This is a genomic window from Kiloniellales bacterium (assembly GCA_030064845.1).
In the GTDB taxonomy this organism is placed as follows: Bacteria; Pseudomonadota; Alphaproteobacteria; order Kiloniellales; family JAKSDN01; genus JASJEC01.
The window spans coordinates 1-13,539 of record JASJEC010000101.1 but is presented as its reverse complement, the minus strand read 5'-3'; the positions used below and the strand labels follow the sequence as shown (position 1 = coordinate 13,539).

Here is a 13,539-nt window from a genome sequence, read left to right as displayed (position 1 = left end):
GCCGCCAACCGGGCCAAGACCGACTTCATGGCCAAGATGAGCCAGGAGCTGCGCAATCCGGTGAACGCCATCATCGGCTCGTCGAACATCCTGATCGAGGAGACCTGGGGACCGATCGGCCAGCCGCAGTACGCCGACCACGCCAAGAAGATCCGCGAGAACGGCAGCCAGCTGCTGCGTATCGTCGGCTTCGCGCTGGAGATGGCCAAGGCCGATGTCGGCTCCCTCGAGCTGAACGAGGAGCCGGTCGACATCTGCCGGCTCGTTCAGTCGGCCATCAACCTCGTCCAGGACACGGTCGCCGACGACGCGCCGCCGGTCGAGATCGAGGTGCCCGACACGGCGCCTATGGTCTGGGGCGACGAGCGCCAACTGAAGCAGATCCTGATCAACCTGCTGTCCAACGCGGTCAAGTTCACGCCGGCCGACGGCCGGATCTCGCTGAACATCCGCTGGAACGACGCGGACGGCGGCATCGACATCGAGGTCGGCGACACCGGTATCGGCATGGCCGAAGACGACATACCCAAGGCCCTCGAGCAGTTCGGAAGGATCGAGAGCCAGGCCTTCCGCGAGTACAAGGGCGCCGGCCTCGGCCTGCCCATGGTGGTCGCCATGGCCGAGCGCCACGGCGGCAAGCTGCGGCTCGAGAGCGAACTCGGCAAGGGCACGATCGCCACGGTGTGGCTGCCGGACGGGCGGATTTTCAGCGCCGAGCCCGAGGCTGCCGACAGCGCCATCGCCTGAACAGTTAGTAGACCGCGCAGATCTCCCGCGGTCCGTAGGGATAGGCCACGACCCGCTCCGGCACCGCGAGATCGGCGCGCGCGTAGAGCGCCCGGACGCCGCCGAGGTCGGGGCCCTCGCCCGAGATCGCCTCGGCTATTTCCTGCAAGATCAGCTCTTTCTCCGCCGGAATGGCCATGGCGTCGGAGATTTCGGCGGCGAAAGACCACCAGTCCCAAACCTGCACCTCCACCTTGTTCAGCGCGGCGAGATCGCGCAGCAGGTTGCCGGCGACGAACCAGCCGCCCGCGATGCCCACGAAGCTGATCCCGAAACGCTCGCCGAGCGCCGGCTCGGCCCGCAGGAGGCGCCAGGCCTCGCCGGCGGTGAGAAAAGCATCGCGCGGCACGTCCCGGGGGTCGAAGGCGACGGAGAACCGCTCGCACTGGCCGGGATCGAGCTGGGCGTCGAGCAGGCGCCAGCGCCCCTCCTCCGCGTCCCAGGCCTCGCAGACCCAGTGGTCCTCGTAGCGGCCCGGCGTGAAATAGGTTGCGAAGCCGCAGCGCAGGCGCGCCGGCACGCCGGACTGGCGCAACAGCCCGCAGGTCAGCAGGGCGAAGTCGCGGCAGTTGCCCGAAAAGCGCTCGTGCGGTGGACGCTCCTCGGTGAGCGGACGAGGGTCGACCGCCGCGATGCGCGCCAGAATCTTGGCAAGCGGCCGCGTCCGCCGGTCCTGCCGGCGCTCTTCCGACAGCGGCGGCTCGAGCTCGTCTGCGAAGAAGTAGTGCAGGATGACGTTCGGCGGCAGGGCGCAGAGGGCAGCCCAACCTGACGGCGAGCCCTCGAGCAGCTGCGCGAAGTCACCGGGATCGGTGTGGGCCGAATGCCGGGCGTAGAAACTGAGATCGTCGTCCATGGAACGCTCCCGCCAAGATCAAGGGAGCAGGATAATGACCTCAAATTTCTGGGAATTGTCAACGGGTGGGAAACAAGCAACTCACCCTCACCCCGACCTCTCGTTTCGGAGAAGGCTGGGGTGAGGGTCGATTGGTTTGCTTGTTTCTAGACCCCGCCGATGCAGAGGTATTTGATCTCCAGGAAGTCGTCCATGCCGTAGTGCGAGCCCTCGCGGCCGACGCCGGATTCCTTGACGCCCCCGAAGGGCGCGACCTCGGTCGAGATGATGCCGGTGTTGACGCCGACGATGCCGCTCTCCAGGCCCTCGCCGACGCGCCAGACGCGGCCGAGATCCCGGGCGTAGAAGTAGGAGGCCAGGCCGAACTCCGTGTCGTTGGCCATGGCGATCCCCTCCTCCTCGGACGTGAAGCGGAACAGCGGCGCCACCGGGCCGAAGGTCTCTTCCTTGGTCACCTTCATGTCGGTCGTGACGCCGGTCAGCACGGTCGGCTGGTAGAAGGTGCCGCCGCGCTCGTGGCGGGCGCCGCCGACCGCCACGGCCGCGCCCTTGGCCGTCGCGTCGGCGACGTGCTCCTCGACCTTCTCGACCGCCGCCACATCGATCAGCGGGCCCTGGCTGACGCCCTCCTCCAGGCCGTCGCCGACCTTGAGGTTCCTGACCGCCGCCGCCAGCTTCTCGGCGAACTCCTCGTAGACGCCGTCCTGCACCAGGATGCGGTTGGCGCAGACGCAGGTCTGGCCGGTGTTGCGGAACTTGCTCATCATGGCGCCCTCGACGGCGGCGTCGATGTCGGCGTCGTCGAACACCAGGAAGGGCGCGTTGCCGCCCAGCTCCATGGAGACCTTCTTCACGGTGCCGGCGCACTGCTCCATCAGCAGCTTGCCGATCTCGGTCGACCCGGTGAAGGAGAGCTTGCGCACGATCGGGCTGGAGGTCATCTCGCCGCCGATCGCGCCGGCCGATCCGGTCACCACCGAGAATACGCCGGCCGGCAAACCGGCACGCTCTCCCAGCTCCGCCATGGCCAGGGCCGAATAGGGCGTCATGGTCGCCGGCTTGATCACGATCGGGCAGCCGGCGGCCAGCGCCGGGCCGGCCTTGCGGGTGATCATGGCGTTGGGGAAGTTCCAGGGAGTGATGGCCGCGACCACGCCGATCGGCTGCTTGATCACCACGATGCGCTTGTCGGCCTGGTGCTGCGGGATGGTGTCGCCGTAGATCCGCTTGCCTTCCTCGGCGAACCACTCGATGAAGCTGGCGCCGTAGACCACCTCGCCCTTGGACTCGGCGAGCGGCTTGCCCTGCTCCAAGGTCATGAGGACGGCGAGGTCCTCCGCGTTCTCCAGCATGAGGTCGTGCCAGCGGCGCAGGATGGCGGCGCGCTCCTTGGCCAGCTTGGCGCGCCAGGCCGGCCAGGCCTTCTCGGCCGCCTCGATCGCCCGGCGGGTCTCATCGGCGCCCATCTTGGGCACCGTGCCCAGGATCTCGCCGGTCGCCGGGTTGTTGACCTCGACGGTGGCGCCGCTATCGGCGTCGCACCAGGCGCCGTCGATGTAGCACTGCTGCCGGAAGAGCTTGGGGTCGTTCAACTTGGGCGCGCCATTGGCGGCCACTGCGGTGGGTTGGGCGGTCATGGGACTCCTCCGCGATCGCGCGTTATGTCGGTTGGGGGTTTGGATCCAGTATAGCCCTGCAGGCAAAGTCGGCGAAAGGGCGGCGAAGCAGGCCGGCTTGCCCCTCCCAGCGCGCTGTGACAGCGTGACCGGCCAAGCAACCGCGGAAGGAGCATGGCAATGCTCGCGATCCAGGACCCGGCTCTCTGGGCCAGCCTGATCACGATCGCCGGCGTCTGGCTGGTCACCGTGATGAGCCCCGGACCGAACTTCCTGGCGACGGTGCATACGGCGGTGCGGCGGTCCCGCACCGCGGGCCTGCTCGTGGTCCTGGGCATCACCCTGGGAACCACCCTCTGGGCGGCCGGAAGCCTGCTCGGCCTGGGCCTGCTGTTCCAGACCGCCGCCTGGCTGTATCTCGTCGTCAAGTTCGCCGGAGCCGCCTACTTGATTCTGGTCGGCATCCAGATCCTGCTCTCGGCCCGTAAGCCGGCGGCGGTCGATGAAGGCGCCGGGACGAGCGAAACCGGCTGGCGCGCCTTCCGCCTCGGCCTGCTCACGGACCTCAGCAATCCCAAGGCGGCGGCCTTCTTCACCAGCCTCTTTGCGGTCACCGTGCCGCCCGAGGCGCCGCTCTCGTTCGACCTGCTGGTGGTCGCCTGCGTGGTGGCCACGGCCGGCGTCTGGTACGCCCTGGTCGCCTGTACCGTGGTGCTCGATCCGGTGGCGGCGCTCTACCGGCGCTCGGCCCGCGCGGTCACGGCGGTCACCGGCGCGGTCTTCGTCGCCCTCGGTCTGCGCCTCGCCGCCGAGCGCTGAGCGGCCGGCGATGACCCGGGAAGAAGCGACCGGCATTCCCTATGACACGAGCTTCCGGGCCGTGCGGGAACCCCATGCGGTCGACAACTTCTTCATGCTGCACCGGCCCCGGTCCGAAGCCGCCTGGTGCGCGGAGTTCTCCCGCCTCGCCTACTGCGATTACGGCACGGTCCTGGAGGGTGCCCTCGCCCGGGTCGGCTTCTCCCCACTCGTCACCTTCGAGAGCTCCGGCACCGAAGCCTTCCTGGCCGAGGGTCCGGCCTTCGCGGTCCTGGCCTTCCGCGGCTCCGACGACCTGGATGCCTGGATCTTCAACCTGAACGCACGCCCGGCCCCGTGGCGCGGGGCCGGCGAAGTGCACCGCGGCTTCGCCGCCGCCCTCGACTTCGTCTGGGCGGAGGTCGAAGGCCAGCTCGCCAAACTGCGCGCGCCGCTCTTCATCACGGGCCATAGCCAAGGCGCCGCGCTCGCCACGCTGGCCGCCAGCCTGCTGCCGGAAGCCCGCCTGATCACCTTCGGTTCGCCGCGGGTCGGCACCGAGGCCTTCAAGGAGGCCTTCCAGGCCCGGACGGGCGCGGCCCAACGCTACGCCAACAACCGCGACGTGGTCTGCCACGTGCCGCTCTACGAGCTCGGCTTCCGCCATGTCGGGGAGCCCTATCTGATCGATCCCGACGGCCGGGTGAGCGCGGAGGAGAAAGACGACGGCGGTTTCGTCGCGCTGATTTCCCGCAGCCTAAGGGGAGGCCCCGGGGGCGGCCCCTTCAAGGAGGCGCGCAACGGCACCCTGCCCCGCGAGGCGAGCGACCACGCACCGATCAACTACGTTTCGGCGCTCCGCTGACCGCACGCACCACCTACTCCACCGTCACCGACTTCGCCAGGTTGCGCGGCTGGTCGACGTCCGTGCCCTTGATGACCGCCGTGTGGTAGGCCAGCAGCTGGACCGGCACGGCGTAGAGGATCGGCGCGACGAAGGGATCGACCCGCGGCAGTTCGATCGTGTGGACCGCACCGTCACCCAGGGCCGCGATGCCGTCGCGGTCGGAGATCAGGATGACCTTGCCGCCGCGGGCAATGACCTCCTGGACGTTGGAGGCGGTCTTCTCGTAGAGCGGCCCCGAGGGCGCGCAGACGATCACCGGCACCTGCTCGTCGATCAGGGCGATCGGCCCGTGCTTCATTTCGCCCGCGGCGTAACCTTCGGCGTGGATGTAGCTGATTTCCTTCAGCTTCAGGGCGCCTTCCAGGGCCAGGGGAAAGAGCGTGCCGCGGCCCAGGTAGAGCACGTCGCGGGCCTCGGCGACGTCGTGGGCGATGCCCCGGATCGCCTCGTCGTGGTTGAGGATCTCGGCGGCACGCGCCGGCACCTCGGTCAGCGCCGTGGTCAGCGCCGCCTGCCCCTCGGCATCGAGCGCGCCCCGCGCCCGGCCGACCGCGAGGGCCAGGCAGGCCAGGACGGTCAGCTGGGTCGTGAAGGCCTTGGTCGAGGCGACGCCGATCTCGGGCCCGGCCAGGGTCATCAGGGTCGCGTCGGACTCGCGGGAGATCGCGCTCTCAGGCACGTTGACGATCGAGAGGATCTTCTGCCCCGCCTTCTTGGCGTAGCGCAGCGCCGCCAAGGTATCGATGGTCTCGCCCGACTGGGAGATGAAGAGGCCGAGGCCGCCTTCCGGCATCGGCGCCTCGCGGTAGCGGAACTCCGAGGCGATGTCGAGCTCGACCGGCTGGCGCGCGGTCTGCTCGAACCAGTACTTGGCGACCATGCCGGCGAGGTAGGCCGTGCCGCAGGCCGAGATGGTGACGCGCGGCAGAGCCGAGAGATCGATGCCCAGGTCCGGCAGGGTCACCGCGCGGGTCAGGGGATTGACGAAGCTGTGCAGCGTGTCGCCGACCACCGCCGGCTGCTCGAAGATCTCCTTCTGCATGAAGTGGCGGTACTGACCCTTCCCGATGGCGGCGCCGGTCAGCGCGGTCCGGCGCACCTCGCGCGCCACGGCGGCGCCGCTCTCGTCGTGAACCTCGACGCCTTCTGGGCTGAGCACCGCCCAGTCGCCCTCTTCCAGGTAGCAGATCCGGTCGGTCAGCGGCGCCAGGGCGAGTGCGTCTGAGCCGAGGAACATCTCTCCCTCGCCGAAGCCGACCGCGAGCGGCGACCCCCGGCGGGCCCCGATCATGAGGTCGTGCCGCCCGGCGAAGACGATGGCCAGCGCGAAGGCGCCTTCCAGGCGGCCGAGCGCCTCGGCGACGGCCTCCTGGGGAGACATCTGCCGGCCGAGGTATTCGGTCACCAGGTGAACCACGACTTCCGTGTCGGTCTCGGTCTCGAAACGGTGGCCGAGGTCTTCGAGCTCGCTCCGCAGCGCGCGGAAGTTCTCGATGATCCCGTTGTGGACCAGGGCCACGCGGTCGTTGGCGTGGGGATGGGCGTTGGCCTCGCTCGGCCGCCCGTGGGTCGCCCAGCGGGTGTGACCGATCCCGATGGTGCCCGCGAGCGGCTGCTCGCCAACCAGGGCTTCCAGGTTGCTCAGCTTGCCCTCGGCCCGCCGCCGGTCGATCCGGCCGTTGATCAGGGTCGCGATGCCCGCCGAGTCGTAGCCCCGGTACTCCAGGCGCTTCAAGCCGTCGACCAAGAGGGGCGTAACCGGCGCCTGGCCGAGAATGCCGATGATGCCGCACATGGCTTTGATCCTCCTGCGCTTAGAGCGCCTTGGCCTTGCCGGACTTGCGCTCCGCCGACGCCGTGGCGCCGCGGAACTGGCGGAAGCGGGCCGCCGCGCCCGGGCGGATCTGCTGCTTGGCGCGCTCGATCGCGACGTCGTCGTCGCCGACGTCCCGGCTGATCGTGCTGCCGGCCGCCACCAGTGCGCCGTCGCCGATCTTGACCGGCGCCACCAGCGCCGTGTTCGAGCCGATGAAGGCGCCGGCGCCGATCTCGGTCCGGAACTTGCCGAAGCCGTCGTAGTTGCAGGTGATCGTGCCGGCGCCGACGTTCGCCTTCGCGCCGACCCGGGCGTCGCCGATATAGGAGAGATGGTTGGCCTTGGCGCCCGGCTCGAGCACCGCGTTCTTGACCTCGACGAAGTTGCCGACGCGCGCGCCCGCGTCGATTCGCGTTCCGGGCCGCAGGCGGGCGTAGGGGCCGACCACCGCGCCGGCGCCGAGATGGGCGCCCTCGAGGTGCGAGAAGGCCCTGATGCGCGCGCCGGACTCCACGGTCACGCCCGGGCCGAAGAAGACCCCGGGCTCGATCACGACGTCCGGCGAAAGCTCTGTATCGTGGCTGAGCCAGACTGTTTCCGGGTCGATCAGGGTCGCCCCGCCGGCCATGGCGGCCGCGCGCAGGCGCCTCTGCATGGCGGCCTCGGCGTGGGCCAGCTCGGCCTGGGCGTTGACGCCGAGGAGCTCCTCCTCATCGGCCTCGACCACCCGCGTGGTCAGGCCGGCCTCGGCCGCCAGGCCGTAGACGTCGGTCAGGTAGTACTCGCCCTTGGCGTTGTCGTTGCCGACCCGCTCGAGCAGCGAGAACAGGGTCGGCCCGTCGCCCAGCAGGATTCCGCCATTGCAGAGGCCGATCGCCAGCTCGTCGGGGCCGGCGTCGGCCGCCTCGACGATGCGCAGCAGGCGGCCGTCGCCGGGATCGACCAGCATGCGCCCGTAGCCGGTTGTGTCGGCAGGCCGAAACCCGAGCGCCACCAAGGCCGGCGCGTCGGGCCCTTCGCGGAGCGCCGCCATGCGCCGCAGCGTCTCGCTCGTCAGCAGCGGCGTATCGCCGTAGAGCACGAGCACCGTGCCCCGCCCGTTGGCGCCGTGGAAGCCCTCCAGGGCCTCGCTGGCGCAGGCTACGGCGTGACCGGTGCCCTTCTGGGGCGACTGGACCACGGTCCTGTGGCCCCTGCAGGCCGCCTCGACGGCCTCCATGCCGGCCCCGATGACGACCACGCTGCGTTCGGGCGCGAGGGCGGCCGAGGTGTCGAGCACATGGTGTAGCATGGGCTTGCCCGCGACCTCGTGCAGCACCTTGGGCCGGCTGGACTTCATGCGGGTCCCCATCCCGGCGGCCAGGACCACGACGGCGAGGCGGTGTTCGGTCATGAGCGGGGGCCGGTCTTGCACTTGCGGATGAGCGGTCCGGTGTTGCCTTGGCGGGTGATCATGCAGCACTAAATCCCGATCAGAGCAAGGGTATGGTTAACAAGAGGTTTCGGCGGGACTTCCGAGCTCAGTATTCGCCGTTCGATTCTGGCGATTTGATGACGCCGGCCGGGAGTTTTCCCGAGCCCGTGCTACTGGGCCATGCCGCCGTCCACGTGGATCACCTGGCCCGTCATGTAGCCGGCCTCGGGACCGGCCAGAAAGGCGACCAGGGCGGCGATCTCGTCCGGCTCTCCCATGCGGCCGAGCGGCACCTGGGCGAGCAGCTGGGCCCGCTCCTCGGGCGCGTAGCCTTCGCCCTTGTTGGCCTCCTTGGTGATCAGGCCCGGCGCGACACAGTTGACCGTGATGCGACGCTGCGCCAGCTCGATCGCCAGGGTCTTGACCAGAGTCTCGAGCCCGGCCTTGGCCGCGCCGGAGGCCGGATAGACCGGAAAACCCGTGCGGAAGACGTGGGCGTTGAGCGTGCTTATGGCGACGACGCGGCCGTCCTCGTTCATTGCCTCGACGGCCCGCTTCGTCATGTCGAAGAATCCGCCCATGATCGCGGCGAAGGCGTAGTCGAGCTCTGGCCGCTCGACCTCCCGGTAGGCCTTCATGACCGGAAAGCCGGCGTTGGCGACCAGGACGTCGAGCGGGCCGAAGGCCTCGACCGCCCGGCCGACCAGCGCGTCTCCGGTGCCCGGCTCCGCCAAGTCGCCCATGGCGATCTCGACCTCGGCGCCCCGCTGGCGCAGGTCGGCGGCCACCCGCTCGCAGCCTTCGCGGTTCTTGCGGGCATGGACCAGAATGCCGGTGCCAGGCCCCGCGAGGCGGCGGGCGCAGGCCGCGCCGATGCCGCTGCTGGAGCCGGTGATCAGGATCGATCGCGGAGACCCGCTCGCCATGCTGCTGTTCCTTTCACCCATACTCGGAAGGGATCGCGACGGCCCCGGCATATCGCGCCGGGCGAAGGCGGGCAAGCGGCGATCCCTTGACCGCCTTCGCCGCGTCGCCGACCCTGGTGCCTGCCTGAAGGGGGATGCCGCATGAAGATATCCAAGATCAGCGCGTTTCAGGTCGATCTGCCGCTCCACGAAGGCAGCTACGCCTGGTCGGGCGGAAAGTCGGTCGACGTCTTCGATTCCACCGTTGTGAGGATCGAGACCGACGCCGGCATCACCGGGCACGGCGAGATCTGCCCCCTCGGCCCCGTCTACCTGCCCTCCTACGCCGCCGGCGCCCGGGCCGGCATCGCCGAACTGGGCCCGGACCTGATCGGCCAGGACCCCCGCGAACTGGACGCGCTCAACCGGCGCATGGACGCCCTGCTCAAGGGCCACCCCTACGTCAAGTCGGCGATCGACATGGCCTGCTGGGATGTTCTCGGCCAGGCCACGGCGCTGCCCGCGGTCACGCTGCTGGGCGGCCGCGACGGCGACGAGATCCTGCTCTACCGCGCCATCTCCCAGGAGAGCCCGGACGCGATGGCCGCAAAGGTGGCGGAATACCGGGCCGAGGGCTACACCCGCTTTCAGCTTAAGGTCGGCGGCGACCCCGACGTCGACATCGAGCGCATCCGGGCCGTATCCGAGAAGCTCGAGGCCGGCGACGTGCTGATCGCGGACGCCAACACCGGCTGGCTGCCGCACCAGGCGCTCAGGGTGATCCGCGCCGTGCGCGATCTCGATGTCTACATCGAGCAGCCCTGCCTGAGCTACGAGGAGTGCCTGACGGTCCGCCAGCACACGGACCATCCCTTCGTGCTCGACGAGTCGATGGACGGGATCGAGATGCTGCTGCGCGGCCACGCCGACCGGGCGATGGATGTGGTCAACATCAAGATCAGCAAGCTGGGCGGCCTGACCCGCGCCCGGCAGGCGCGCGACCTCTGCGTGACCCTCGGCATCGCGCTGACCATCGAGGACTGCTGGGGCGGCGACATCGTGACCGCCGCCATTGCCCACCTGGCGCACAGCACGCCGGCCGGCTTCCGCTTCACAGCGACCGATTTCAACAGCTACGTCACCAAGTCGATCGCCGAAGGGGCGCCGCAGCGCTGCAACGGCCAAATGGCGGCATCGCAGGCGCCCGGCCTGGGCGTTGCACCTTACGAAGACGTTCTCGGCAAGGCGGTCTTGGAGATAGGAGGAGTCTAGCCCTGGCTATCGAACGCTTTCCAGGCTCCGCCACGGGACGCTGCCGCGCGGTAACGCACGGCGGGCTGGTCTACGCCGTCGCCACCGACACGACGAACGCCGACGGCATTGCCGAGCAGACGAGGCGCACGTTGGAAATCCTCGAGCGGACACTGCAAGAGGCCGGCAGCGACAAGAGCCGGATCCTGCAGGCCACGGCTACCTCCGGGACATGGCCATGAAGGCCGAGATGGACCAGGTCTGGTGCGCCTGGATCGGCGGAAAGGAGAACTGGCCGCAGCGCGCCTGCGTCGGCGCGGATCTGGCCGGCGACGATCTGATCGAGGTCGTCGTCATAGCCGCCCTCGCTTGAATTCTGTAATGTAACCAACTGTAGAATCCAGGAGCCGGTGCCGACCCCCCAGTATAGAGGGGTCTGCCAAGACGAACATTCCTTCGTCGTGATCGTCCGGAGCGGGCTGCCACCGGCAAACATTTTGGGACAGTAACAGTGAGCAGCAACGGGAAAAATCCGTGGAGTATTCTCGCCACACTGGCGGCGATTGTCTCGGCGGGCGTTGCTTTTTACATGGCCATCGATGCGAAGGAGGCGGGCGAGAGAGCAAGAGCTGAGGCCGATCGTGCACTCGGATACTCAAAGCAGCTGTCGATTAGCACAGCTGAACTTGCTGAAACTGCCGAAAAGGCGCTGAAGGCCTCCGAACAAATGGCAATCGCGTCTGAAGAGCTTGTCAGACGTCAGCAAGAGCTTATTGATGAACAAAGAAATACAAGGAATCTTGAGGCGTCGGCACGGATCAGAGCGGCTTGGGACAGCTACGGAAAGCAAGGTTACGAAGACCCTTCAACCTTGAACCGGGCCATCGAATTCGAAATAGACGGATTGAGCAGCGACACTTACTTGAAGCTGACCGACGTTCTCGCGCGAAAGGCGCTTCATCTCTCAACCTTCCTGGCACTTGGCAGGGGTTTTCCAGATCCGGTAATCGGCGCCTTGGACAACACGCAACGTCAGTACAATCAATCGAAGAAGTTTCGCTCCAATGCTGACGAGATCTGGTGGGCGTTCAATCATCATTTTGGTTACTCGCCCGATGGACACGAGCTCGGTGATTTCCGCGTGGTCAGGCAAGTTGTCACAGACTTAGCTGAAGTACACCCGGAAGATTGGAACAAACTGAAACCAAGAGCCCTCCTGGTTCATTTGAATTCATTTTTCTTAGAAGAAAAAGATAATCAACCCAAAGTCTGTAAGGTCTGGAAAGAAAAATTTTCGCCATTTATAAACGAGATAGATGACTCAATTCCACTTCTTGTTTACACCAGACGACCATACACGATCGAAAATTTAGCGTGGATACTGCAAGATTTATCCAGCAAGGACAATTACTTACGATGCACAAAGTATAATATTGGAAAATCAAAACTTAAAAGAAAGGGAACACTTGGTTTTTTTGTCATAGAAGACAAACCCAGACATTTTTCCAATGAGAAAGTTTCAAAAAAACTGTTCGATTGCATGATGGGCGTTCTTGAGTTCAAGAAAGAAAAAACCAAAGACTGCACAATACACTAGGGTCAATCCGAATAGCCCCGGGGGCTTGGCGGTTGATCCAATTGGCAAGGTGGCTTCCGCGTCTCCGGCTCAGGCCTTAGGCCATTCGCGGCGGCGGCTCTCCCGCGATCTCCACCAGGGTCTCGGGATAGAAGCCGTTGAAGTGGGTGCGCATGGCGAGGCCGTAGGCGCCCAGCATGCCGAACTCGATCCAGTCACCGGTGTCGATGTCCGCCGGCAGGTCATAGGGCGCAGGCAGGACGTCGAGCGAGTCGCAGGTCGGCCCGAAGAGACGGAACGGCCGCTTGGCCCCGGAGAGCGCCTCGCCGGGGCCGCGCAGGGTGCGCGTCGGAAAGCCGACCAACCCCTTGGAGATCGCCGGCTCAGAGAGGTTTCCGTAGATCCCGTCATTCAGGTAGAGGCTGTCCTCTTTGCGCAGGGTGACCTGGGTTACCACCGACTGGCCGTCGGCCACCAGGGCACGGCCAGGTTCACCCAGGAGCTCCACCTCGTCGGACAGAGACAGGTGCCGCCGGGCCTCCGCGATGGCTGAGAAGAAGTCCTCCAGCGGCGCCGAGGGCAGGCCTGGGTAGGCCGAGGGAAAGCCGCCGCCCATATCGATCCGCCGCACCGTCACGCCGGACGCCGCGAGCACCTGGGCGCAGAGTGCAAGCGCCTCGCGGTAGGCCGCCGGGTCGAGCACGAGCGAGCCGACATTGAAGGCCAGGGCCGCTTCCGCGCCGGCCTCGGCCACAGCGGCCAAGAGCGCCCCAGCCGTCGCCGGGTCGGCCCCGAACTTGGTCGAGAGGTCGTAGGTGGCGTCGCGGCTGGGCGTCGCCAGGCGGACGAAGACGGTAACGGCTGCGGCCGGGACCTCGGCGAGGAGCTTCTCCAGCTCGCCCGGGTGGTCGATCACGAAGTCCGTGACGCCGTGTCGCCGAAAGGCTTCTCCCGCGGCACCAAGGAGCCTGACCGGCGCCATGAAATGGCAGCGCGCGTCGGGATCGACGGACTTCACCAGGGCCACCTCGGCCAGCGACGCGGTATCGAAGTCGCGGATCCCGGCGCGCATCAGGCAGGACAGCACCCGGGGGTCGGGGTTTGCCTTGACCGCATAGAGAACGCGGCCGGGAAATCCTTCCAGGAAGGTCGTCGCCAGCCCTTCCAGAACCCTCGGATAAAGACAGTGGACAGGCTCGCGCGGCTGCAGGTCGGCGACCATCTGCTCGACGCTTTCGTAGCGTCCTGCATTTTCCGATCGTCCGACCATCAGCCTGGGATTGGCAACCATAAAGTGGCTCCCGCGTCGTACCGCCTGCACGATGCTAGCCCGTATTTCTCACACTATCCATGGCCTGCGTCGTGCCCAGGCGGGCGTTCGGCAAGGAGAAGGCCGAAGAGCGTAGCCTTCGCTACGGTTGAGGCCTTCGACGCCGCCGACGCCCGCCTGGGCGCGACCCTTCGGGCGGTGCTGTCCGGCCAACAGGGTGCGTCAAGACGCTTGCCCGATACGCCGGCATCGCGCCGCGCGGCTTTCCTGCCCTGTTGGCCGGACAGCACCGCGCAGACCATGGATAGTGTGAGAAATGCGGGCTAGCCCGCATTTCTCACACT

12 protein-coding genes are annotated in these 13,539 nt (G+C 67.3%); 6 read left to right on the top strand and 6 right to left on the bottom strand.

What is annotated here, in order from left to right; genetic code table 11:
* A partial coding sequence (locus QNJ67_22775; protein ID MDJ0611815.1) for a HAMP domain-containing sensor histidine kinase occupies positions 1–747 on the top strand: 747 nt, incomplete at its 5' end.
* Between the two features lie 4 nt (positions 748–751).
* Here the strand turns inward: QNJ67_22775 and QNJ67_22770 are convergent.
* On the bottom strand, positions 752–1,642 hold the full coding sequence (locus tag QNJ67_22770; protein MDJ0611814.1) for a transglutaminase domain-containing protein: 891 nt from the start codon (positions 1,640–1,642) through the stop codon (positions 752–754).
* Positions 1,643–1,788: 146 nt separating this feature from the next.
* Positions 1,789–3,279 (bottom strand): NADP-dependent succinate-semialdehyde dehydrogenase, encoded by a 1,491-nt coding sequence (gabD, locus tag QNJ67_22765; GenBank protein ID MDJ0611813.1) that lies wholly within the window; start codon positions 3,277–3,279, stop codon positions 1,789–1,791.
* 159 nt (positions 3,280–3,438) lie between these two features.
* On the opposite strand from gabD, the gene QNJ67_22760 reads away from it, so the two are divergent.
* Both QNJ67_22760 and QNJ67_22755 read left to right on the top strand, forming a co-directional pair.
* Positions 3,439–4,077 (top strand): LysE family transporter, encoded by a 639-nt coding sequence (locus tag QNJ67_22760; GenBank protein ID MDJ0611812.1) that lies wholly within the window; start codon positions 3,439–3,441, stop codon positions 4,075–4,077.
* Between the two features lie 10 nt (positions 4,078–4,087).
* Complete coding sequence (locus QNJ67_22755; protein MDJ0611811.1) at positions 4,088–4,921, top strand: lipase family protein; 834 nt, start codon at positions 4,088–4,090, stop codon at positions 4,919–4,921.
* Positions 4,922–4,934: 13 nt separating this feature from the next.
* Here QNJ67_22755 and glmS read toward each other — a convergent pair whose 3' ends face one another.
* The 3 genes from glmS to QNJ67_22740 all read right to left on the bottom strand — a co-directional run bounded on the left by glmS (position 4,935) and on the right by QNJ67_22740 (position 9,119).
* A complete protein-coding gene (gene glmS / locus QNJ67_22750; GenBank protein MDJ0611810.1) occupies positions 4,935–6,758 on the bottom strand; it encodes a glutamine--fructose-6-phosphate transaminase (isomerizing) in 1,824 nt (607 codons plus the stop codon).
* Positions 6,759–6,777: 19 nt separating this feature from the next.
* Positions 6,778–8,172, bottom strand: coding sequence for a bifunctional UDP-N-acetylglucosamine diphosphorylase/glucosamine-1-phosphate N-acetyltransferase GlmU (gene glmU, locus QNJ67_22745; protein MDJ0611809.1), 1,395 nt, complete (start codon positions 8,170–8,172; stop codon positions 6,778–6,780).
* A gap of 191 nt (positions 8,173–8,363) precedes the next feature.
* Complete coding sequence (locus QNJ67_22740) at positions 8,364–9,119, bottom strand: SDR family NAD(P)-dependent oxidoreductase (GenBank protein MDJ0611808.1); 756 nt, start codon at positions 9,117–9,119, stop codon at positions 8,364–8,366.
* A 141-nt stretch (positions 9,120–9,260) separates the two neighbouring features.
* On the opposite strand from QNJ67_22740, the gene QNJ67_22735 reads away from it, so the two are divergent.
* From QNJ67_22735 to QNJ67_22725, 3 genes are all read left to right on the top strand, one after another.
* On the top strand, positions 9,261–10,370 hold the full coding sequence (locus QNJ67_22735) for a mandelate racemase/muconate lactonizing enzyme family protein (protein ID MDJ0611807.1): 1,110 nt from the start codon (positions 9,261–9,263) through the stop codon (positions 10,368–10,370).
* Positions 10,371–10,587: 217 nt separating this feature from the next.
* Positions 10,588–10,722, top strand: a complete 135-nt coding sequence (locus tag QNJ67_22730) for a hypothetical protein (protein MDJ0611806.1) — start codon at positions 10,588–10,590, stop codon at positions 10,720–10,722.
* A 138-nt stretch (positions 10,723–10,860) separates the two neighbouring features.
* A complete protein-coding gene (locus tag QNJ67_22725; GenBank protein ID MDJ0611805.1) occupies positions 10,861–11,946 on the top strand; it encodes a hypothetical protein in 1,086 nt (361 codons plus the stop codon).
* Between the two features lie 76 nt (positions 11,947–12,022).
* On the opposite strand, the gene QNJ67_22720 is transcribed toward QNJ67_22725, so the two are convergent.
* Entirely contained in the window at positions 12,023–13,216 is a 1,194-nt protein-coding gene (locus QNJ67_22720; GenBank protein MDJ0611804.1) for a type III PLP-dependent enzyme, read from the bottom strand.
* Between the last annotated feature and the right edge of the window lie 323 nt (positions 13,217–13,539).